This window comes from Hydrocarboniphaga effusa AP103, from assembly GCF_000271305.1.
Taxonomy (GTDB): Bacteria; Pseudomonadota; Gammaproteobacteria; order Nevskiales; family Nevskiaceae; genus Hydrocarboniphaga; species Hydrocarboniphaga effusa.
The window spans coordinates 1,973,365-1,995,392 of record NZ_AKGD01000001.1 but is presented as its reverse complement, the minus strand read 5'-3'; the positions used below and the strand labels follow the sequence as shown (position 1 = coordinate 1,995,392).

The following is a 22,028-nucleotide window of genomic DNA, read 5'->3' as shown; positions in this document are numbered from 1 at the left end:
AGATTGCAATGTCTGACAACGAACAGGTTTATGACGCTTCCAGCATTCGGGTTCTGAAAGGGCTCGAGGCCGTGCGTCAGCGTCCGGGTATGTATATCGGCGACACCGACGACGGTACCGGCCTGCACCACATGGTGTTCGAAGTCGTCGATAACGCGATCGATGAAGCGCTAGCCGGGTACTGCACCGAGGTCACGGTTACCCTGCACGGCGACGGTAGCGTGGCGGTAACCGACAACGGGCGTGGCATTCCGACTGAAATCATGCCCGAGGAAGGTCGCTCGGCGGCGGAAGTCATCATGACCATCCTGCACGCCGGCGGTAAGTTCGGCGGAAGCGGCTACAAGGTCTCGGGTGGTCTGCACGGCGTAGGTGTCTCGGTGGTCAACGCGCTGTCGGACAAGCTGCTGCTCGACATTTATCGACAAGGCCGCCACCACCATCAGGAATATCGGCTCGGCGAACCGCAGGCTCCGCTGGCCGAGCAGGGCGATACGGACAAGCGCGGAACCGCTGTTCGCTTCTATCCGAGCGGCAAGATTTTCAGCAATCTCGAAATGCACTACGACATCCTCGCGCGCCGTCTGCGCGAGCTGTCATTCTTGAACTCGGGCGTGCGCATCGTGCTGCGCGAAGAGGCCAGCGGCCGAGAGGATGTTTTCGAGTATAAGGGCGGCATTTCAGCTTTCGTCGAATACCTGAACAAATCAAAGTCGCCGATCCATGATTCGGTGCTCTACATGGTTGCCGAACTCGATAATGTGGTCGTCGAAGCGGCGCTGCAGTGGAACGACTCGTATACCGAGAATGTGTTCTGTTTCACCAACAACATTCCGCAGCGCGACGGCGGTACGCATCTGACGGGTTTCCGCAACGCGCTGACGCGCACGCTCGGTGAATACCTGGAAAGCCAAGGCATCATCAAGAAAGAAAAGATCTCGATGATGGGCGACGACACGCGCGAAGGCCTGACGGCCGTGCTGTCGGTCAAGGTTCGCGATCCGAAGTTCTCGTCGCAGACCAAGGAAAAGCTGGTTTCATCCGAAGTGACGCCGGTCGTTTCGACCGTTGTTGGCGACAAGCTGCGCGACTTCCTGCTCGAGAATCCGAAGGACGCCAAGATCGTCGCCGAGAAGGTCGTCGAAGCTGCTCGCGCACGCGAAGCAGCGCGCAAGGCCAAGGAACTCAATCGCCGCAAGTCCGTGCTCGACATCGCGGGCCTGCCCGGCAAGCTCGCCGATTGCCAGGAGAAGGATCCGTCGAAATCCGAACTGTTCCTCGTCGAGGGTGATTCTGCAGGCGGATCAGCCAAACAGGGCCGCGATCGTCACTTCCAGGCGATCCTGCCGCTCAAGGGCAAAATTCTGAACGTCGAGAAGGCGCGCATCGAAAAGATGTTGTCCTCGGCCGAAGTTGGAACCCTGATCACCGCGCTCGGCTGCGGTATCGGCAAGGACGAGATGAGGCCCGAGAAGCTGCGCTATCACCGCATCATCATCATGACCGACGCCGACGTCGACGGCGCGCATATCCGCACCCTGCTGCTGACCTTCTTCTACCGGCACATGTATTCGCTGATCGAGAACGGCTACATCTACATCGCCCAGCCGCCGCTCTACAAGGTGAAGAGCGGCAAGCACGAAACCTACGTGAAGGACGACAACGAGATGGCGCGCTGGCTGCTGTCAGCCGCGCTGTCCGATGCGGGCCTGCGCACGGCGGCCGGCGAAGCCTGGACCGACGAAGCTTTCAAGAAGTTGTCGGCCGATTACGCCGAGGTGGAACAGACGCTCGAACGCCTGTCCCGCCGCTACGACGAGCAGGTGCTGCGCGCACTCGCACAGTCGCCGCGCATCCCGACCCAGGAAGCCGAACTGCAGGCTTGGGGCGAAGCGCTCGAAACGCGCCTGAACGCCGAAGTTCGCTTCGGTAGCCACCAGGTTACGGCCCGTTTGGGCGAAGATGGACCGACTCTGCGCATCCTGCGGCGCCTGCATGGGCTCGACCACTGGTTCGTGCTCGGGGCCGATTTCTTCGTATCGGCCGACTACCAGCGCATTGCCGATCTAAGAGCCACGATCTCGGCCCACGACTTGGCCGGCGCGACCGTCAATCGCGGTGAACGCAGCAGCGTCGTCGACGGTTTCGACGCAGCCTATCGCTGGCTGCAGAACGAGGCGCGCCGCGGCCTGAGCATGCAGCGCTACAAGGGCCTCGGCGAAATGAATCCGGGCCAGCTCTGGGAAACCACGCTCGACCCGACCCAACGACGCCTCGTACAGGTGCAGGTCGAGGACGCCATCGGCGCCGATCAGATGTTCACGACGCTGATGGGCGAGCAGGTCGAACCGCGTCGCGAATTCATCGAGAAGTACGCCCTGCAGGCGGGCAACATCGACATTTAGACCTTTGTTTTAAAAGGCTATTTCTGTAACCAGGCGCCGCTGGCGTCCTGGTAGTACCAGCCGCCCTTGGCGCGGGCGATCCAGCGCGCGGCGAAGGCCGAACGGATCTGGGCTTCCCACTGCGGCTGACCGTTGGCGACCGCGATCTCGCGATACAGCGAGGCGCGGTCGGCGTTTTCGTTGGCGACCAGCGAACGCACCGCATTACGGTCGGCGAGCGGCACCGAACCGGCATCGCGGACGCCGATGTAGCCGTCGTTCGTGAGTCCGAGCGTGCCCGAATTGAGCAGCGGCTCGAGCTGCGGGAAACGGGCCTCCATAGCCCCCGACAGCCGCTTGACCTCGGCCGAGCTGACGTCGAGCTTGGGTTCGGCTGCTGCGGCAACCGGCATCACGAAGTCGGCGGCCACGAGCCACAGCGGCTTCGATTCGAGCTGCGAGGTATCGCCGCTGGCAGCGGGTTGCGGCGTCGCCCCGGTGCCCCAGACATCGTCGATGATCTTGTCGGCCGCCTTCTGCGCCTCGGCGGCCGGGAAGTAGACGTTGATCGTCACACAGGCACTCATGAGGGCGGCCGGAGCGGCGACCCCAACGACGGCGGCCGCGGAAACGAGGCTCGTGGACGGCTGGCGCATGGGGCGACTCCTGGCGATCGGTCTGTCGACAGTATAGGCAAGCTCTGAATCGGTTCTTAAAGAGGCCCAATGCCGGCGAGCCTCTAGCGAATCTCGACGCCTTGCGACTGCCGGACGGCGAGCAATTGCTCGACGAAACGGTTCCAGTCGACCCGCCGCTCGTAGCCGACGACCTCGATACGCGGCAACCAGCGGCCTTCGACGAGCACGTATCCGCCGTCCTCGGTCGGCTCGATGCCGTCCATGAGGCAGACGCCGTCGACGAGCTTGCAGCTCCAGCCGATGCGCCGATAGCCGAAATCGTCGAAAAAGCGCAGCGCGCCGCGGGACAGCAGGCCGGTCGGGCCGCCTCCGAGCGAAGACAGATTGTCGATCGCGCGTTGCGAAATGCGCCGCCGACCTGGATCGTTCGGTGAGCTGTAGAGCCGTGCGTCGAAGGCCACGGGCTGCCAGTCGAGCATGCGCAGGCCGCTCACGTCGCCGTCGATGTGCCCATCGATGCGCCCGAACGAAAACGCCTGCGTGAGCTGGCGCAAATCGAGGTTGCGCAGCTGCACGTCCGCGAGCAGCTTGCGCAGCCGGCCGAACACGTCCGGCATGCGCAGGCTGCCGATGCGTACGTCGCCACCGAAGACTTTCGCATCCAGCCCGCCGTCGAGCGACAGCTCGCCGTCGCGCAGCTGCACGCCCGGAACACGGCCCGACAGCCGGCCGCCGAATTCGGGCCAGCCGAGCGCGCGGCACAGCGCGCCGAGCTCGATCGGTTCGAGCTCGGCGACCAGATCAGCCGACATCGAGGGCTTGCCGACGTCGGCGAGTGCGAAGCGCTGCACCACGAGTGCACCGTCGAGTATCGGCTGGCGCATCGGCTCGAGCAGGTGCAGCCCGAGCCTGCTGGCTTCGAAGCGCAGGCTTGCGGGTCCCAGCGGCAAGCTCGCGTAATTCGCAGCGTCCCAGCGCAAGGAAGAAGGCTCGGCGTCGCCGTCCCGGACCCAGTGCACGGAGCCGTCGAGATTCTCGATCGCGCTGGCCGGCTGAGCGGCCTTCAAGGTCGCGGACCGCAATTCGAGATCGGCCGCCACCGGGGCATTGTGCGCGACCGCGAACTTCAGATCGGCCGAGCCGGACGCACTGATCGACTCCCAGGGCGTGCCGGCCAGAAACGGCACCAGATAGCCGGCGACGAGCCCATCGAGCCGCACATCCCGAGCGTTCAAAGAAGCCTGTTCGATGCGGAATGGCCCAGCGGCCCGTATGGCGGAGATCTGCGCACTCAAGTTGCCGATCAGATCTGTCTGCGAGCCGGACAGATTCAGATCTCGTAGCAGCCGGGCGCTGGAATCCCAAACGCCATCGATCGAGAGCTCGAGCGGATGAGCAGCCAGATCGATGAACACGGGCTCGACGTAAGCCTGACCGGCCGAAGACGACAGCCGCACATCGAATCGCGCGATCGCACCGTCGAGCAAGGCCAGAACATCCAAGGCGACGGACCCCTTGTCGGTCGCATAGCGGCCCGAAGCGCCCTCATAGCTCAAGCCATCGAGCCTGAGGCTCGCATCGGCCTGACCGCGACCGCGGCTATCGCGGAGATAGTGCGCCTGGCCTTCGACAGTACCGCCCAGCAAGGTCGATGGAAGGAGTTGAGCTTCCCAACTCGACGGCGACCAGACGCCGCTGCCCTGAAGTTGGCTCACACCGCCCGGCTCGCTACGAAACGACAGCTCCGCATCGTCGCAGTGCAGCGCCGACCCGGTCGCATGGAGCACGCAGCCCGCGACCAGATCGCGCACCGACATCGGCAGCGGCCCACCCTCTGCCTTGCCGATCTCGACACGAACTTGCAGTGCAGCCGTCGCCTGCCCGGCCCACCAGACCAAACCCGCTGCCAGCGCCGTCATTCCGCGATTCACGATGCGAACGTTCCCCTGCGACATCCCTGTCAAGCCCACCCATACCCCAGCGGCGACGACCACGGACTGAAGGACGGCTAAACTGGCGGCCCGCGCCAGACCACCGCTGACAATATGCGCTTTATCCCGCGCCTCGCTCCGCGCCGTTCAATGCCTTTGCTCGCGTTCTGCGCCGTGCTGAGCGCCTGCGGCCAGACCGGGCCGCTGTACCTGCCGGGCGAGGTTCCCGAAAGCGAGAAGCCGCCGAGCCAGCGCAACAAGGAACGCGTGCAAGGCAAGCCGAACGCCCAGCAGCCGGAACCTGCTTCGACCGAACCGTCGACCGACGAAGCGACGCCCGCCAACACCCCAACAACCGACGCTCCAGCGACGCCCTAACGATCATCCGCCAAAACAACGTGACCCATTTCGAGTATCAAAACGGCGAGCTCTACGCCGAGAACGTTCCGCTCTCGAGCATTGCCGAACAGCATGGCACGCCGACTTATGTCTATTCGCGCGCCGCGCTCGAGCAGCAATATCGCGCGTTCGACGAGGCGCTCGCCAGCATCCCGCATCAGGTCTGCTACGCGGTCAAGGCGAATTCGAATGTCGCAGTGCTGCAGGTGCTGGCGCGCCTGGGCAGCGGCTTCGACATCGTCTCGGCCGGCGAACTGCGCCGCGTGCTCAAGGCCGGCGGTGACCCGACCAAAGTGGTGTTCTCGGGCGTCGGCAAGACCGCCGACGAGCTGCGCTTCGCGCTCGACACCGGCATCGGCTGCTTCAACGTCGAATCCGAAGCCGAGCTGCGTCAGCTCGACACGATCGCGCGTTCGCTCGGCAAGCGAGCGGACATCGCGCTGCGCGTGAACCCGGACGTCGATGCCAAGACGCATCCGTACATTTCCACCGGCCTCAAGCAGAACAAGTTCGGCGTCGATCTGGTCACGGCCGAACGCCTGTATCGCGAAGCCGCGAACATGGGCGGCCTGCGCATCGTCGGCATCGCGAGCCACATCGGCTCGCAGCTGCTCGATGTGGCGCCGTATCTCGATGCGCTCGATCGCGTGCTCGCGCTCGTCGACAAGCTCGAGAAGGCCGGTATCGAATTCGAACACATCGACGTCGGCGGCGGCCTCGGCGTGCGCTACCGCGACGAACAGCCGCTCGAACCCGCGAGCTGGGCCGCGGCGATCCTGCCGAAGCTCGCGGGGCGCGGCCTGGCGGTTCACACCGAGCCGGGCCGCGCGATCGCGGGCGCCGCCGGCGTGCTGCTCACGCGCGTCGAGCTGCTCAAGCAGACCGAAGAAAAGAACTTCGCGGTCATCGATGCGGCGATGAACGATCTGCTGCGTCCGGCGCTGTATCAGGCCTGGATGGACATCGTGCCGCTACGTGAAAAATCGGGTGCGAAGCCGCTGAATTACGACCTCGTCGGCCCGGTCTGCGAATCGGGCGACTGGATCGGCAAGGAGCGCGAACTCGCGCTCGAAGCCGGCGATCTGCTCGCGGTGAAGACCGCCGGCGCCTACGGCTTCGTCATGAGCTCGAACTACAACACGCGCGGCCGCGCGGCCGAGATCATGGTCGACGGCGATCGCGTGCACCTGATCCGCACGCGCGAGAGCTTCGACGACCTGATCCGCAACGAACGCTTATTGGAACGCCGACATGGCTGAGACCGCCGCCGAGCATCCGTTGATCCTGATCGACGGTTCGAGCTGGCTGTTTCGCGCCTTCCACGCGCTGCCGCCGCTGAGCAATTCGCGCGGCGAACCGACCGGCGCGGTCTACGGCATCGTCAACATGCTCAAGCGCCTGTGCCGCGAATACGAGCCGCAGCGCATCTGCGTGGTGTTCGATCCGAGCGGCCCGGTGTTCCGCAACGAGCTGTACGCCGACTACAAGGCCAATCGCGATGAAACGCCGGCCGAACTCTCGGCGCAGTATCCGGACGTCGTCGCGGTCATCAAGGCGCTCGGTTTTCCGTTGCTCGTCGTCGATGGCGTGGAAGCCGACGATGTCATCGGCACGCTGACCAGACAGGGCCGCGAGCGTGGCCTGCCGGTGCTGATCGTCACCAGCGACAAGGACATGGCGCAGCTCGTCGACGAGCACGTGCACCTGCTCGACACGATGAAGAACAGGCGCATGGACCGCGCCGGCGTGATCGAGAAGTTCGGCGTGCCGCCCGAGCGCATCATCGATTACCTCGCGCTCGTCGGCGACACCGTCGATAACATTCCGGGCGTTCCGGGTGTGGGCCCGAAGACCGCGGCGAAGTGGCTCACCGAATTCGGCTCGCTCGACGCGATACGCGATCGCTCTGGCGAAATCGGCGGCAAGATCGGCGAAAAGCTGCGCGCGGCGCTCGACATCCTGCCGCTCTCGCATCGGCTCGCGACGATCATCTGCGACGTCGAGCTGCCCGTGCAGCTCGATGAGCTCGTGCCCGGCGAGCGCGACGTCGAGCAGCTCGTCGCGCTGTATCGCAAGCTCGAATTCCATCGCTGGCGCGAAGAGCTCGAAGGTGGCAAGCCGGCGGCCGGACCCGCGACCGAGGCCGGCGCCGAACTCGAAAGCGCGGCGCCCGAATCGCTCGCCGCGGTCGGCGCGAACGCGGCCGACATCGGCACCGTGTCCAAGCCGACCGACGCCATCTGCGTGGTCGACGAGGCCGAGCTCGATCGCATGATCGGCTGTCTCGAACGAGCCGGCTTGATCTGCTTCGACACCGAAACCGATGCGCTCGATGCGAACCAGGCCGGCCTCGTCGGACTGGCGTTCTCGGTCGAATCGGGCAGCGGCTGGTACGTGCCGCTCGCGCATAACTATCTCGGCGCGCCCGAGCAGCTGCCGCTGCAGCACGTCATCGCACGCGTGAAGCCGCTGCTCGAAGACCAGAGCAAGCCCAAGCTCGCGCAGCACGGCAAGTACGACATCAACGTGCTCGCGCGCTACGGCATCGAAGTGCGCAACCTGCGCTTCGACACCATGCTCGAAAGCTACGTGCTCGATGCGGCCGGCAATCGCCACGACATGGATACCCTGGCCGACAAGTACCTCGGCCACAAGACGATCCAGTTCGCCGACGTCGCCGGCAAGGGCAAGAACCAGCTGACCTTCAACCAGGTCGCGCTCGACAAGGCCACCGAGTATTCGGCCGAGGACGCCGACATCACGCTGCGCCTGCACGAGACGCTGTATCCGAAGCTGGAGGCCGAGCCGGTGCTCGCCAAGGTCTTCCACGAAATCGAAATGCCGCTGGTGCCGGTGCTCGCGCGCATCGAGCGTCGCGGCGTGAAGGTCGATGCGCCGTTGTTGCGCAAGATCAGCGCCGAGCTCGCGCAGCGCATGGACGAGCTGCAGGCGCAGGCCTTCGTCGTCGCCGAGGGCGAATTCAACCTCGGCTCGCCGAAGCAGTTGCAGGCCCTGCTCTACGAGAAATTCCAGCTGCCGGTGCTCGCCAAGACGCCCAAGGGCGATCCGTCGACGGCCGAAGACACCCTCGAGCAGCTCGCGGCCCAGCACCCGCTGCCGCGCCTGATCCTCGACTGGCGGGCGATGCAGAAGCTGCGCAGCACCTACGCCGAGCAGCTGCCGGCGGCGATCAATCCGCGCACTGGCCGCATCCACACGAGCTATCACCAGGCGGTGGCCGCCACCGGCCGGCTGTCGTCGCAAGAGCCGAACCTGCAGAACATTCCGATCCGCACGGCCGAAGGCCGGCGCATCCGCCAGGCCTTCATCGCCGAACCCGGCAATACGCTGCTCGCGGTCGACTATTCGCAGATCGAGCTGCGGCTGATGGCGCATTTCTCGGGTGACGAGCGCCTGCGGGAGGCGTTCCGGCAGAACCTCGACGTGCACCAGGCCACCGCCGCCGAAGTCTTCGGCCTGCCGCTCGAAAAAGTCGGCAGCGACGAGCGCCGCGCCGCCAAGGCGATCAACTTCGGGCTCATCTACGGCATGTCGGCGTTCGGACTCGCGCGCCAGCTCGGCATCGGCCGCAACGAGGCCGGCGAATACATCGAGCGCTTCTTCGGCCGCTATCCGGGCGTCAAGCAGTTCATGGACGACACGCGTTCGGCGGCGCGCTCGCGCGGCTACGTCGAGACCCTGTTCGGGCGTCGGCTGTACCTGCCCAACATCAACGCCCGCAACCAGGGCCTGCGCCAGTACGCCGAGCGCACCGCGATCAACGCCCCGCTGCAGGGCACGGCGGCCGACCTGATCAAGAAGGCGATGATCGACCTGCAGGCCTGGCTGGACGCCAACGCGCCCGGGATCAGCATGATCATGCAGGTGCACGACGAGCTGGTCTTCGAAGGCCCCGAGGCCCTGCTGCGCGAGAAAGCGCAGACCATCGCCGACCACATGGTGCGAATCGCCCCGCTCGCGGTTCCGCTGGTGGCCGACTTCGGCCTGGCTGGAAACTGGGACGAGGCGCATCAGCCGCACGGGCATGCGCGCTCGACCGGCTGAAGGTCTTCGTACGACCGTTCGTCGGTCGTGAAGCTTCGACAGGCGCTCGACACAATAATAAGAAAACCAAGCGAATCAGCAATTTAAAGAAAGCGCCGCGAAACCCCTTACGGTTTTCGCGAAAAAACGGGAAACCGGCGTGAACTTTCGATCAGGCCTGTCCTCTAAGACTGCGAGCGTGAATCTCTCCCTTTTCACGCTCCCCGCCTCTACTCCCTGGGCGGGTCCGGCATCCCCCAAGCCGGAGCTTGTTGCCCCGTGAGTCTCCCCCCGGCTCACGGGGCATTTTCTTTTCAGAATCCTTCTGAATCTCCGGCCATATTCGGCAATTGACCGATGCGGGCCTCAATTGTTCAGTTTGATCCCAAAACCCATACGCTGATGCGCTCAGGCGACCGGTGCTTCGACCGCGCTCGCACCCGGCACCACTCCGTCGAGCATCGACTGCAAACGTTCACGCGCCTCGTCGAGCCCCTGGTGGCTGCTGGACGAGAACAGCTGGATCGTCGCCTGGCTGCCGAGTTCCTTGAGCCCCTTGCGGGTCGCCAGCAGCGTGGCCTTGGACGCCCCGTAGCCGAGCTTGTCGGCCTTGGTCAGCAGGACGTGGCAGTCGCGGCCGGCGCTGACCGTCCAGGCCAGCATCTGCTTGTCGTAATCGGTCAGCGGGTGGCGGCAATCCATGATCAGGAACAGTCCGCGCAGGTTCCTGCGCTTCTCGACGTAGCCGCCGATCAGCCGGCCCCAGCTCGCACGGACCGGGTTCGGAACCGAGGCGTAGCCATAGCCCGGCAGGTCGGCCAGACGCGAGCCGTCGTTGATCCCGAACAGGTTGATGAGCTGGGTACGCCCGGGCGTCTTACTGACCCGGGCGAGCGAATGGCGGCCGCACAAGGCGTTCAGGGCACTCGATTTGCCGGAGTTGGATCGACCCGCGAAGGCGACCTCGGGATGCTCGTCGTCGGGCAGCTGCGTGAGCTGCGCGCAGGAGAGCAGGAACTGAGCCTGGGAAAAGGGATTCTGCATTGAGCAAGTCGGAGTGTAGAATTACGCCGCCAAATTATCCGGTTAGCTTGCGTCGTGCTACTCGACGCCCAGCGCCGCCTGCGATTTCACCGGCAACGTCAGATGCCGGACGATCGCCACCGTTGCCTACCGAGTTTGCCTACTGGGAGTGCTGTTGATGAAACGCCTTTTGATGGCGCTGGTTCTCGTCGCCCCATTTGCTTCGGCGTCTGCCCAGGAAGCGGGATCCAAAGATCCCTTTACCCAGGGAGATGCCACCGCCGGCGCCACCAAGGCCGCAGCTTGCGTCGCCTGCCATGGACCCGGCGGTAACAGCGCGATGCCGGATTGGCCCAAGCTGGCCGGCCAGGGTTCCAACTACATTGCGCACCAGCTCAAGGCCTTCAAGTCGGGCGAGCGCAAGGACCCGGTGATGACCGCACAGGCCGCTCCGCTGTCGGATGCCGACATCGCCGACATCTCGGCCTACTTCTCACAGCAGAAATCCACGCCCGCCGCCGGCAGCAAGGACGCGGTCGCCGTGGCCGAGCCGCTGTTCCGCGCCGGTGACGCCGCTCGCGGCATTCCGGCCTGCGCCAGCTGCCATGGCCCCAAGGGCGCGGGCAACCCGGCCGCTGGTTATCCGCGTATCGGCTCGCAGCACGCCAAGTACACTGCCAAGCAGCTCACGGCCTACCGGGCCGGGGAACGCAAGGTCGGTCCCACCGGTCAGATGATGGCCGCCGTGGCGTCCAAGCTCACCGATGACGAGATCCAGGCGCTGGCGTCCTACATCACCGGCGTCCAATAGCAACGGGCTGTTGGGGCCTCATCGAGACTTCATCCATGCGTTTTTCCATGCGCCTGCTGCTCGCCAGCGTGTTCGCCGGCCTTTCCCTGATGAGCTTGCCGGGCTTGGCGGAAACTCCCGCTTTCAAGGAAGGCGAGCAATACAAGCTCGTGCGGGACGTGCAGAAGCCGATCGACCCCAAGCGCATCCTCGTCGAGGAAGCGTTCTGGTACGGTTGCCAGCACTGCTTCCACTTCGATCCCAAGATCGAAGCCTGGCGCAAGACCAGGGCGGCGGACGTCGATTTCGCGCGTCTGCCGTCCAGCCTCGGTCACCCGGAAGGCGTGCTGCACCAGAAGGCCTATTTCACGGCGCAGTCGCTCAACATCGGCGACAAGATCCACACGCCGCTGTTCGATGCCATTCACGTCAAGCACGACACCTCGTTGTTCACGCAGGGCGGCATCGCCACGCTGTTCTACCGCCAGGCCGCCATTTCCGAAGAGGTGTTCAACGGCACGTTCACGGGCTTCGCGGTCGATAATCAGGTCCGCCGTACCGACGCGCTGCTGCGCGCCTACGGCATCGCCAGCGTCCCGGCGATCGTGGTCGGCGGCAAGTACACGACCAATGCGTCGCTGGCCGGCGATTTCGACAAGATGATCAAGGTGACCGACTTCCTCATCGAGAAGGTCCGTCAGGAACGCAAGAAATAAATACCAACCGGGGCTCGCTGCGGGCGACGCCGCGGCAGCTGAGGCGCACGTTCGTCGCCGCCCGGCTCCTGGCCGGGCTTTTTGTTGGTGCGGGGACCGGTTCCGGTGCCGCTACCGCGGCCGAGCTGCCGCTGATGTCGGTCGACCGGGCCTGCGAGCGCCTGGGGCAGCGCCTGCAGAGCGTCGATCCGAACGACTGCCGGCGGGCCGGCTTCCATCTTGGTGACGGCGCCAGCCGCTGGCACCAGGCCCTGCTCTATCGCGATTTCCCGGCGCGCGGCGACGTGTTCCAGCCGCGCCGCGTACTGCTGATCGGCGGTATCCACGGCGACGAATTCTCGAGCGTCAGCATGGTGTTCCAGTGGATGCGCAAGCTCGAACAGGAGCGCATCCAGCCGTTCTACTGGCGCGTGATTCCGAGCGCGAACCCGGACGGTCTGTTCGCCAACCCGGCGACGCGCGAGAACCTCGCCGGCGTCGATCTCAATCGCAATTTTCCGAGCGCCGACTGGAACCAGCGCGCGCTGTCTTACTGGCGCAGCCGCACGGGCTCGGACAAGCGGCGGTTTCCGGGCAAGTCGTCGATGTCGGAGCCCGAGACGCGCTGGTTGGTGTCGCAGATCGAAAGCTTCAAACCCGACGCGATCGTCTCGGTGCACGCACCCTACGGCGTACTCGACTACGACGGCCCGCTGCGCCCCCCCGAGCGTTTCGGCTACCTGCGCCTGCAACCCCTCGGCGTCTACCCGGGCTCGCTAGGCAACTACGCGGGCGTCGACCGCAAGCTGCCGGTGATCACGCTGGAGCTGCCCAACGCCGGCAGCATGCCGACTGCGGCGCAGTCGCAGCGCATCTGGAGCGACATGCTGAACTGGCTCGCCCGCAATCTGCCCAGAGAGCGACCGCCGCTCTACGAGCGCCTGGACGACGAGGTCTGGCTGAACCAGCCCCGTGACCCCTGAGGTGCTTCGTCACGCTACTGCGCCGGGTCGGGGCTCGAAATGTTCTCGCGCTACCCGCATGCTCCGCTTTCGGCGCTCTCGTACCTACGCGAGCTGCCGTCGCCCATAGGACCTGGGAAAGCTTCCCGGCTAGCGGGAGCGGGTTGCCAGCTTCGGCAGGCTCTGGACTCCGATCGAGTCGGGCAATGCGCCGTAGCGGTGCGCGAGCCAGCGCTCCTGAAAGCAGTAACGGGCGACGTTGCTGATGTCGTAGAGATACCAGGCGTTGACCGAGCCGCCGATCACGGCGCCGACCACCGGCATCGCGCTGGCTGCCTTGCGCCAACCCAGATGCCGGCCAGCCTGCAGAGCGAGATTGTTGAGGCTCATCGTCGCGGCCTCCTTGGCGAGTTCACGTTCGGCCGCGCGCTCGATGCCGTCGCGCCAGGCGGCGTCGTCGAGCTCGACGTTGTTGCGCCAGACCGCCTTCTGCGCGGCCTGCTTCTCCTCGACCGAATTGGCCGATGCGAGCGCGAAGATGGCAATGCCGAGCCGCCGGCTCTCCTCGGGCGTCATCACCTGGCCGTAGCACAGGGCGGTGCGCTGGATGCTGCGAAACGCCAGCACCAGCAGTGCGGGCACGTCGGCGACCATGCCGGCCGCCCCGGCGATGCCGAGCACCGCGCCGGCCCCGCCGGCCATCGCCATGCCGCGCCGGCGCATCTGGGCCGAAAGCCGATCGCAGACCTTGAGATCGGCGTCCAGCAGGTCTTCGATGCGTGTCACCTTGGCCTGCTTGAGCAGGGCCGCATGGCCGGAGAAGCGACCGGCCGTGGCCTGCACCGCGGTCAGTGCGGTACGCAGTGCTTCGGTCGGGATCATCGACTGCACCGCTTGGCTCGCCGGACCGGCGGCCTTGCCGAACCAGCGAGCGGCCGGGGGGGGCTCCTGCACCTGCCAGCGGCGGATTTCGGCGAGGCGATCGAGTTCGTAGCGGTTCATGGGCTCACCTTAATGCGCAGTGCTGAACGATTGCCGCGGGCCCCGAAATCCTACACAGGCGCTCCGCTTCGCAGGCAGGCCGTGACCCGCCGGCGGGTCACGGCCCCTAAGTCAGTCTCAGCCCGCCATCCACCGGCAACACCGCGCCGTTGATGTAGCCGGCTTCGTCGGACAGCAGAAAGCGGATCGTGCGGGCCACCTCGGCGCCGCCGCCGAGCTGCTTCATCGGAATGCGCTGCTCCTCGGCGAAGCGCGCGGCTTCGTCGAGATTGTCGCCGACGCCCCAGATCATTCGGCCCGGGGCGACGCCGTTGACGCGGATGCGCGGGGCGAGCTCGATCGCCAGGCTTTCGGTCACCGACCACAACCCGGCCTTGGCCGCGCAATAGGCGACGTAGCCCGGCATCGGCTTGCGCGCATGGATGTCGAGCACGTTGACGATGGCCCCGCGCTGCATGCGGGCCGCGCAGGCCTTGGCGAGAAACAGCGGGCCTTTGAGGTTGCTCGCGATGAGGTCGCCGAATTGCGCGGGCGTCAGGGCCTGGAGCGCGGTCGGGTAGAAGCTCGACGCATTGTTGACGAGAGCGTCGAGCCGGCCCCAGTACTCGAGCGCGGTCTGCGCGAGCGCCTCCGGCAACGCATCGTCGGCCATGTCGCCGGCGAAGCAGGCGGCCGAGTTCGGACGGCGGGTGTTGAATTCGGCTTCGAGCCGCCGAGCACCCTCGCCCGAGAGCCGGTAGTGCAGCAATATGCGATAGCCGGCCTCGTGCAAGGCGGTCGCGATGGCCGAGCCGATGCGGCGGCCGGCGCCGGTGACGATGGCGACAGGGGCTGATTCTGTGGAGTCGGGCTTCATGGCCTGCGGCGGAGCGACGTTGCGGCTGAAGGGGCTCCGTCACGGGAGCGCGGTATGATGGAACGGCTCATTCCCCGCCCATTTCCTGTTCCCTATTGTCGCCGAAGCGGCGCGGTTCGTGCGCGGCTTCAGGCCCGCCAACGTACCTCCCTGATTCTCACTCGATGCTTGACGCCATCCTGCTGGGCCTCATCGAAGGCCTCACCGAATTCCTCCCCATTTCCAGCACCGGGCATCTGCTGATCGCCGAACACTGGCTCGGTCGCCGCTCCGATCTGTTCAACGTCATCGTGCAGGCCGGCGCGATCCTCGCGGTGACCCTGGTCTATCGCGAGCGCCTGCGCGAGCTCGCCACCGGCTGGAACAAGCCGGAACTGCGCGACTACTCGATCAAGCTCTTCGTGGCATTTCTGGTGACGGCAGTGCTTGGCCTGCTGGCCAAGAAGCTCGGCGCCGAACTGCCCGAAACCACGCGCCCGATCGCCGCCGCGCTGATCGTCGGCGGCCTGATCATCTTCATCGTCGAAGGCTGGGCCAAGCGTCAGCCGATCCGCGACCTGGTGACCTGGAAACTCGCGTTCGCCGTGGGCGCTGCGCAGGTCATCGCGGGCTCGTTCCCGGGCACTTCGCGTTCGGCCGCCGCGATCTTCGTCGCCATGCTGGCCGGGCTGACCAATCGCAAGCTCGCGGCCGAGTTCGCGTTCATGGTGGGCATTCCGACCATGTTCGCGGCCAGCGCTTACGAACTGCTCAAGCTCGCCATGCACGGCCAGTTGCAGAGCGAAGCCTGGGGTGAGCTCGCGGCCGGATTCGCGGTGGCGGCGGTCACCGGCTTCGTCGCCGTGAAGTGGTTGCTGCGCTATGTCGCAGGGCACAGCTTCATCCTGTTCGCCTGGTACCGAATTGCGCTCGGCGCCGTTTTGTTGATATTGCTTGGGTAGCGCCACCTGAATTGAGGGGCAGCGGCGGACCAGGCGGAGGGGCCGGACGCCGGTGAGCAATTCGCAGAAGACCAGGGAGACAGGGTCATGAAAACCAGGAGAAGCCGGTTTACCGGCAAGCACGCGGCTTGGCTGCTTTCGTCCACGCTGACGGTTTCATTCACCGCTGGGGCCGGCGAGGGTCTGTACATCGGGGTCGGAGGCGGGATCAATTTCCTCGACAAGCAGAAATACGACCTCTACTACCCCAACGGGGGCGGCCTGGTTGACGACGGCACCGAGATCGGCCAGATCAGATTCAAGGATGGCTGGGCCGGCGGACTGGTGCTCGGCTACTCCACCGACAGCGGACTGCGGCCCGAGCTCGAACTGCTCTACCGTCGGAATGATCTCGATCACATTCATATCGAGCCGGCCGGCCTGCTGTCCGGTCTGTTGACGCCGAACGGCACCGATCCCGACGGGGTCGAGGGCAAGCAGGACGCGCAGACGGCGATGGTCAATCTCTGGCTCGACCTGTTCCGCCACAGCCGGGTCCGGCCATATGCCGGACTCGGGGCCGGTGCGGCGCGCATCGCCATTCGCGACAGCGGCTACGACGGCGAAGATTTCAACAATACCGCCACGACCGCCTTCGCCTATCAAGCCGGAGCCGGACTGGGGTTCGATCTGAGCGATCGGCTGACCTTGTCTTTCGACTATCGCTACCTACGGACCGATCGCAGCAGGTTCAATTTGCTGCGCGACGATCCGGCCACGCGTGTGAGATTTCGCTACGAGGCCCAGACCGCGCTGCTGAGCCTGCGCTATTCGTTCGGCCAGCCGGCCGAGGAGGCGCCGCCACCGGCTCCGCCGCCGGTCGAAGTAGTGGCCCCGGTCGAACCGCCGGCTCCGCCTCCTCCCCCGCCGCCGCCGTGTGAGGCGCCCAAACCGGGCCAGCCGTTTTCGCTCGAAGGCTGCGAGGTCGGACAGACGCTGGTCCTGCATGGCGTGAACTTCGAGTTCGACAAGTCCAGGCTCACCGCCAACGCCAAGACCCTGCTAGACATGGTGGCCGACGCCTTGCTCGCGCGGCAGGACATTCAGATCGAGATCGCCGGTCACACCGATTCCAAGGGCGCCGACGCCTACAACCAGAAGCTGTCCGAAAGCCGGGCCGACGCGGTCAAGCTCTACCTGATCGAACGGGGCATCGACGGCTCGCGGATGAGCACGGTCGGTTACGGAGAGACCCGGCCGATCGTCGACAACGCGACTGACGAGGGCCGTGAGCTCAACCGCCGTGTCGAGCTGCGCGTGACCGGGTCGAACCCGGCCGACGGCCCGGCACCGACGGTCGCCTCGCCGGGGCCCGAAGGCGATGTTCTGCCGCCGCCGGCAGAGCCTTCCCCCGCTCTCTGAGCGACGCGTGCTGTGACCCAAAAGGCCGGCTTGCGCCGGCCTTTTTCATGTCGCGGACCCGTCCTGAACCGTCGGGTCCGACTGCTTCCAGCGCTTGAGCGCCTGCTCGCGCCGCAGCTTGATCTGCTCGCTGATCGCCGGCCCCTGGAATCCGTCGCGCATGACCTCGCCGGCCTGGATCGTCAGCGCCACCTCGCGGGCCCGGCGCAGGTAATCGACGGCCGGATACTCGCAGTCCTCGAGCCCGAGCCTGCCGCGGGCGTCGCAGAGGCAGCTCTGCAAGGCCTGCTCGAAACCCTCGCCGCTCTTGCGGAAGGCACCGAGCCGGTCGAGCAATGCGAGCAGGGTGGCGGGTCGCAGCTCGCGCGCCCGGTGCACGTTGAGATGATCGCGCGTGACCGCCAGCGCGAGCTCGCGACACGGGTTCGGCACGCGCAGGCGTTCGCAGAACGCGGCTACCAGCGGCAGCCCGCGCTCCTCATGCATGCGGTGGCTCGGCCATTCCGACACCGGGGTCGCGGCCTTGCCGAGATCGTGCAGCAGCGCACTCACGCGCACCGGCAGCGCGAATCGGTGGCGCACCGAAGCATCCACCGCCATCAGCGTGTGGCGCAGCGTATCGACCTCGGGGTGATAGTCCGCCCGCTGCGGAACCCCGCGCAGGGCGGCGACTTCGGGCATCACGCGCGCAAGCGCCCCGCTGGCTTCGAGGTCTTCGAAGAACACGCTGGGCTGGTCCGATTCCATCAGCGCGCGCTCGGTTTCCTTCCAGACGCGCTCGGGCACGAGGTCGTCGGCTTCGCCGGCTTCGACCATCCGCTTGAGCAGGGCCTGGGTCTCGGCTGCGACCGTGAAGCCGCGAGGGGCATAGCGCGCATGGAAGCGCGCGAGCCGCAGGATACGTACCGGGTCTTCGGTGAAGCTCGCCGAGACGTGGCGCAAAACCTTGGCTTCGAGGTCGGCCCGGCCGCCGTACGGGTCGATGATCCGGCCGTCCTCGTCCTGCGCCATCGCGTTGACCGTGAGATCCCGGCGCATGAGGTCTTCTTCGAGCGTAACCGCCGGCGAGGCGTCGGTGACGAAGCCGCGATAGCCGCGCCCGGACTTGCGCTCGGTGCGCGCGAGCGCGTGTTCCTCGCCGGTCTCGGGATCGATGAACACCGGAAAGTCGCGGCCCACGGGCCTGTAGCCAGCGGCGACCATCTCGTCCTGCGTGGAGCCGACCACCACCCAGTCGCGCTCGGTGACCGTGCGACCGATCAAGGCATCGCGCACCGCGCCTCCGACCAGGTACTTCTTGATTCCGGCTTTCATCGGCTGCTCGGCCTCAACCGCCCGGCGTGATCGGCTTGAGCAGCTTGTCGGCCGATTGCGGCTGCCCGGTCGCTCGCCAGCCGAACACCGCGCTGTGCCAGGTCACGCGCTGAATGTAGCTGCGGGTTTCGTTGTAAGGGACGTTCTCGATCCAGACATCGGCATCGAGCGATTCCGTGGGCGGGCGCCAGCGTTGCACCGGTCGCGGTCCGGCGTTGTAGGCGCCGAGCACGAGCATGAATTCCTGCTCGTAGCGATCGAGCAGCTCCTTGAGGTGCAACGCCCCGAGCCGCGTGTTGACGGCCGGGTCCAGCAGCGCGCTAGCGTCGGGCGCGGGCTGGCCCTGGCGGCGCGCGGTCTCGCGCGCGGTGCTCACGAGCATCTGCAGCAGGCCGAGTGCATCGGCCCTGGAGCGCGCGCGCGGGTCGTAGAGGCTTTCCTGGCGCATGACCGCGAAGATCCATTGGCTCGGCACGCCCGAAAGCTTGGCCGCAGCCTGCACTTCGGACTCGAACGGACGCGGATAGAGCAGCTCGAAATCGTCGAACACCTGCGCCTTGCTCGCGGCGGTGACGGTCTGCACCCAGGCGTTCCAGGTGCCTGGCAGCCGCGCGGCCTGCATCGCCTGGGCCGGCGTCAGCGAGGCCAGCGTTTCGCCCCATTCGAGCGACGACCATTCGCTGCGCCCGGCGAGCCAGAGTTCGCGGGCGCGCTGCACGCCGGGCTGCTGCACGAGCTGGCGCTGCAGCGCCGGATCCTGCGGAGCGGAGATCTGCGTCGGCGTGAAGCCGCGACCCAGGCGCCCGGCGGCGAGCAGCGGGTAGTAGCCGTTCTCGGCGAGCAGGCCTTCGTACAAATCTTTCGCGACTTTCGCACCCTCGGCATCGCCCTTGGCGGCGCGCGCGCGAGCCTTCCAGTAGCGCCAGCGCGGTTGCGCCGCGAGCGTCGCCGGCATCTGGTCGATCCAGCTGGCGGCCAGCGACCATTGGCCGATCCACAGCGCCGCACGCACGCGCCACTCGTGCGCCCGCTCGTCCAGCGCTGCGAGATCCACCTGCTGGAACGCGGTGACCGAACCCGGCAAGCGGCTCCAGGCGTGACCGAGCGCGACCTCGCGGCGCAATTCTCCGGGCGTCGCCGGCGACGCGAGCGGGCACGGGCTGCCGCAGGCCGCGATCAGCGCATTGACGCGCGGAGCCGCGGCGAGCGGATCGCGCCGCGAAATCTTGATCACCGCGGCGGCGATCGCGGCCGGCTCCTGCTGGTTGATCAGCGCCGGGCCACCCGCGATCAGCGCATCGATCTCGCGATCGGGATTGCCGAGCAGCCGGGCCCATCCGCGCAACGGCGGCGCTGCCTCGGGCGGCAGCGACTTGAGCAGGAACAGGGCGAGGTCGGCATTGCCGGCTTCGAGCGCCAGGCGGGCCCGGCGCTCGTTGCGCTCGGGCGTCAGCCAGCCCTGGCCGCGTGCCCATTCGAACGGGGCGACGCAGGCGTCCGGCAGCTGCGAGCCGGTCATCCAGACGCCGAGCAGCGTGTCCTGCAGCTGGGCGAGCGCAGCGGGCTCGGCCGGCGGCGTGGCCGTGAGCGCGCGCAGTCGTTCGCACTTGAGCCGGGCGTCGGCGCGGTTGTTGGCGTAGTGCTTGATGAAGTCCGGCCAGCGCTGGCGGCGCGCCAGGTCGAGCAGCCAGTCGCGGCGCAGGTCACGCGTCCACGGCGCGTCGCCGTCGCGGCCCAGCAACGCCGCGATCGCGGTGTCGTCTGGCGCCAGGCCATAGCGCATCGGCATGCGCAGGCGCTGAGCCTCGAGATACGGGTAGAGCATGTAGCCGCGCAGCGCATCCGAAGCCTCGCCAGTGCTGCCGGCGAGCTGTGGGGCCGGCATCGCTTCGAGCGCACTGAGCTGCTGGACGAACTCGGCGCGAACCGCGGCGTAGGGATCGACCGGCGGAGCGGGCTGCTGCGCCTGGGCGGTCAGGCCCAGGCTGGTGCACAGCACGAAGCTGAGCCGGCGCAGTGGCAGGCCGGCGCGTCGGGGGTTGGCGGGTCGGTCGTTCACACCGCCATCTTAGCCGCGCGGGCTGAACCGAGCCGATTCCCGATCGTCGTTTGGCCGGTCCGTGGGCCCGAGTCGGGTGTCATATAGACAAAGCATCCCGATGCTTAGACGGCATGCGAACGGCAAGCTACCATCCCGGCGAAACGCGTCTGTAAACGAGCTGGTAAAGGCAAGGGAACATGTTGAGGCGTAAACGAAAGGCTCTTGCCATGGCCGTGCTGTCGGCGTTCATGACGTCGGTGCTGTCCGCTTGTGTGTCGACGCCGGTCGCCGACAGCGGCGAATATGCCGCCGCCCACACCCCCCGCATTCCGCCTCCGGCCGGCATCATCCCGCCGCCGCAATCCAGCTCGCGTTTGCCGAGCTACAACGAATCCGGCACCACGCCGCCGCATCCCTCGTTCGAATTCGAGAACACGCTGCCCGATCCGCGCGCTACGCCGGCCTACAAAAAGTCCACGCGCGCCGAGGACGAGCAGCGCATCACCGCCGAGCGTCTCGCCCAGTGGCAGCGCAGCGGCTCGGGCCTGTCCTCGATCACGACGACCGGCCTGGTCACACAGGGCGTGCAGCCGGCGCTGGTGCCGGCCGTGCAGACCAGCTATTCGGCGCCGGTCACCCAGACCGCTATGCCGACCGAGGGTCCGGGTTACGCGCAGACCGACTACTACGCGGGGGATTACGCCGGCAGTTCCAGCGGCGCGGTGATTCCGCCGATGCCCCAGTCCGCGCGCCCCGGCGAGTGCTACGCGCTCGTGCGCACGCCCGAGCAGTACCGCAGCGTCTCGCGCGACTACGTCGTGCGTCCGGGCTACGACAGCATCCAGGTCACGCCGGCGCGCTACGAATCGCAACAGCAGAGCTACGTTTCGAACGAATCCTACGAGCGCCTCGAGATCATTCCGGCCACCTTCAAGACGGTGTCCGAGCGCGTCGAAGTGTCGCCGCCGTCGGTGCGCTACCTGGCCAGCGAACCAGTCTACGAGACGGTGTCCGAGCGCATCCTCGAAACCCCGGCCCGCCAGACCTGGAAGCGCGGCCGCGGTCCGATCCAGCGCGTCGACAATGCCACCGGTGAAGTCATGTGCCTGGTCGAAGAGCCGGCCGTCTACAAGACCGTCACGCGCAAGGTGCTCAAGCAGCAGCCGCAGATGCGCGAAGTGCAGGTGCCCGGCGAATACCGCACGGTGACGCGCCGCGTGGTCGACCAGCCGGCCCAGGTGCGCCGCGTGGTGGTGCCCGAGCAGCGTTCGACGATGACCGTGCAACGCCTCGTGCAGCCGGCCAGCTACAACACCGTTCGCGTGCCCGACCAGATGGGCAGCATCACCGCCCGCGAACTCACCGCCCCGTCGACGCTCGAATGGCGGCCGGTGCTCTGCGAAACCAACATGAACGACAGCACCGTCACGCGCGTGCAGCGCGCGCTCAAGAGCGCCGGCTTCGATCCGGGCCCGATCGACGGCAAGGCCGGCGCCAGGACCATGGACGCGCTCAATGCCTACCAGCGCTCCAAGGGCCTGCCGGAAGATCGTTACCTGAACCTGCAGACCTTGCAGGCGCTCGGGGTCAGCTCGTACGGCTAGGAC

17 protein-coding genes are annotated in these 22,028 nt (G+C 66.5%); 10 read left to right on the top strand and 7 right to left on the bottom strand.

The features are described 5' to 3' along the window. Positions 1-8 precede the first annotated feature (8 nt). Entirely contained in the window at positions 9-2,405 is a 2,397-nt protein-coding gene (gene gyrB / locus WQQ_RS08740) for a DNA topoisomerase (ATP-hydrolyzing) subunit B (protein ID WP_007184787.1), read from the top strand. A gap of 17 nt (positions 2,406-2,422) precedes the next feature. On the opposite strand, the gene WQQ_RS08735 is transcribed toward gyrB, so the two are convergent. Then, on the bottom strand, positions 2,423-3,040 hold the full coding sequence (locus tag WQQ_RS08735; protein WP_007184786.1) for a YdbL family probable chaperone protein: 618 nt from the start codon (positions 3,038-3,040) through the stop codon (positions 2,423-2,425). An 83-nt stretch (positions 3,041-3,123) separates the two neighbouring features. Beyond that, complete coding sequence (locus WQQ_RS22935) at positions 3,124-4,941, bottom strand: AsmA family protein (protein ID WP_007184785.1); 1,818 nt, start codon at positions 4,939-4,941, stop codon at positions 3,124-3,126. 126 nt (positions 4,942-5,067) lie between these two features. Here WQQ_RS22935 and lptM point away from each other — a divergent pair, with 126 nt between their 5' ends. Genes lptM through polA form a run of 3 tightly spaced genes read left to right on the top strand, consistent with a single transcriptional unit; the run spans position 5,068 to position 9,417 of the window. Then, positions 5,068-5,331, top strand: coding sequence for an LPS translocon maturation chaperone LptM (gene lptM, locus WQQ_RS08725; RefSeq protein WP_083844467.1), 264 nt, complete (start codon positions 5,068-5,070; stop codon positions 5,329-5,331). A gap of 20 nt (positions 5,332-5,351) precedes the next feature. Then, a complete protein-coding gene (gene lysA / locus WQQ_RS08720) occupies positions 5,352-6,611 on the top strand; it encodes a diaminopimelate decarboxylase (RefSeq protein ID WP_007184783.1) in 1,260 nt (419 codons plus the stop codon). Continuing rightward, positions 6,604-9,417, top strand: a complete 2,814-nt coding sequence (gene polA / locus WQQ_RS08715) for a DNA polymerase I (RefSeq protein WP_007184782.1) — start codon at positions 6,604-6,606, stop codon at positions 9,415-9,417. Before lysA ends, polA begins: the two co-directional genes overlap by 8 nt. Positions 9,418-9,804: 387 nt before the next feature. Here polA and yihA read toward each other — a convergent pair whose 3' ends face one another. Beyond that, the gene (gene yihA, locus WQQ_RS08710) at positions 9,805-10,440 is read right to left on the bottom strand and encodes a ribosome biogenesis GTP-binding protein YihA/YsxC (RefSeq protein WP_050997606.1); all 636 of its coding nucleotides are present in this window, start codon (positions 10,438-10,440) and stop codon (positions 9,805-9,807) included. A 157-nt stretch (positions 10,441-10,597) separates the two neighbouring features. On the opposite strand from yihA, the gene WQQ_RS08705 reads away from it, so the two are divergent. From WQQ_RS08705 to WQQ_RS08695, 3 genes are all read left to right on the top strand, one after another. Beyond that, positions 10,598-11,230 (top strand): c-type cytochrome, encoded by a 633-nt coding sequence (locus tag WQQ_RS08705; RefSeq protein ID WP_040453779.1) that lies wholly within the window; start codon positions 10,598-10,600, stop codon positions 11,228-11,230. Between the two features lie 35 nt (positions 11,231-11,265). Beyond that, positions 11,266-11,925, top strand: a complete 660-nt coding sequence (locus tag WQQ_RS08700) for a thiol:disulfide interchange protein DsbA/DsbL (protein ID WP_007184778.1) — start codon at positions 11,266-11,268, stop codon at positions 11,923-11,925. A 134-nt stretch (positions 11,926-12,059) separates the two neighbouring features. Next, the gene (locus WQQ_RS08695) at positions 12,060-12,887 is read left to right on the top strand and encodes a M14 family zinc carboxypeptidase (RefSeq protein ID WP_007184777.1); all 828 of its coding nucleotides are present in this window, start codon (positions 12,060-12,062) and stop codon (positions 12,885-12,887) included. 129 nt (positions 12,888-13,016) lie between these two features. Here WQQ_RS08695 and WQQ_RS08690 read toward each other — a convergent pair whose 3' ends face one another. Then, on the bottom strand, positions 13,017-13,868 hold the full coding sequence (locus tag WQQ_RS08690; RefSeq protein ID WP_007184776.1) for an EcsC family protein: 852 nt from the start codon (positions 13,866-13,868) through the stop codon (positions 13,017-13,019). Between the two features lie 106 nt (positions 13,869-13,974). Further along, positions 13,975-14,724 carry an SDR family oxidoreductase gene (locus WQQ_RS08685; RefSeq protein ID WP_007184775.1) on the bottom strand — a complete coding sequence of 250 codons (750 nt, stop codon included), beginning with the start codon at positions 14,722-14,724 and terminating at the stop codon, positions 13,975-13,977. Between the two features lie 164 nt (positions 14,725-14,888). Between WQQ_RS08685 and WQQ_RS08680 the strand changes: the two genes are divergently transcribed. After that, positions 14,889-15,665 carry an undecaprenyl-diphosphate phosphatase gene (locus WQQ_RS08680; RefSeq protein WP_007184774.1) on the top strand — a complete coding sequence of 259 codons (777 nt, stop codon included), beginning with the start codon at positions 14,889-14,891 and terminating at the stop codon, positions 15,663-15,665. An 87-nt stretch (positions 15,666-15,752) separates the two neighbouring features. Beyond that, complete coding sequence (locus tag WQQ_RS24870) at positions 15,753-17,066, top strand: OmpA family protein (RefSeq protein WP_007184773.1); 1,314 nt, start codon at positions 15,753-15,755, stop codon at positions 17,064-17,066. 45 nt (positions 17,067-17,111) lie between these two features. On the opposite strand, the gene WQQ_RS08670 is transcribed toward WQQ_RS24870, so the two are convergent. Together WQQ_RS08670 and WQQ_RS08665 are read right to left on the bottom strand one after the other, a co-directional pair. After that, positions 17,112-18,380, bottom strand: coding sequence for a multifunctional CCA addition/repair protein (locus tag WQQ_RS08670; protein ID WP_007184772.1), 1,269 nt, complete (start codon positions 18,378-18,380; stop codon positions 17,112-17,114). Between the two features lie 13 nt (positions 18,381-18,393). After that, on the bottom strand, positions 18,394-20,439 hold the full coding sequence (locus WQQ_RS08665) for a lytic transglycosylase domain-containing protein (protein WP_007184771.1): 2,046 nt from the start codon (positions 20,437-20,439) through the stop codon (positions 18,394-18,396). 209 nt (positions 20,440-20,648) lie between these two features. On the opposite strand from WQQ_RS08665, the gene WQQ_RS08655 reads away from it, so the two are divergent. After that, a complete protein-coding gene (locus WQQ_RS08655) occupies positions 20,649-22,025 on the top strand; it encodes a peptidoglycan-binding domain-containing protein (RefSeq protein WP_007184770.1) in 1,377 nt (458 codons plus the stop codon). Positions 22,026-22,028: the final 3 nt, after the last annotated feature.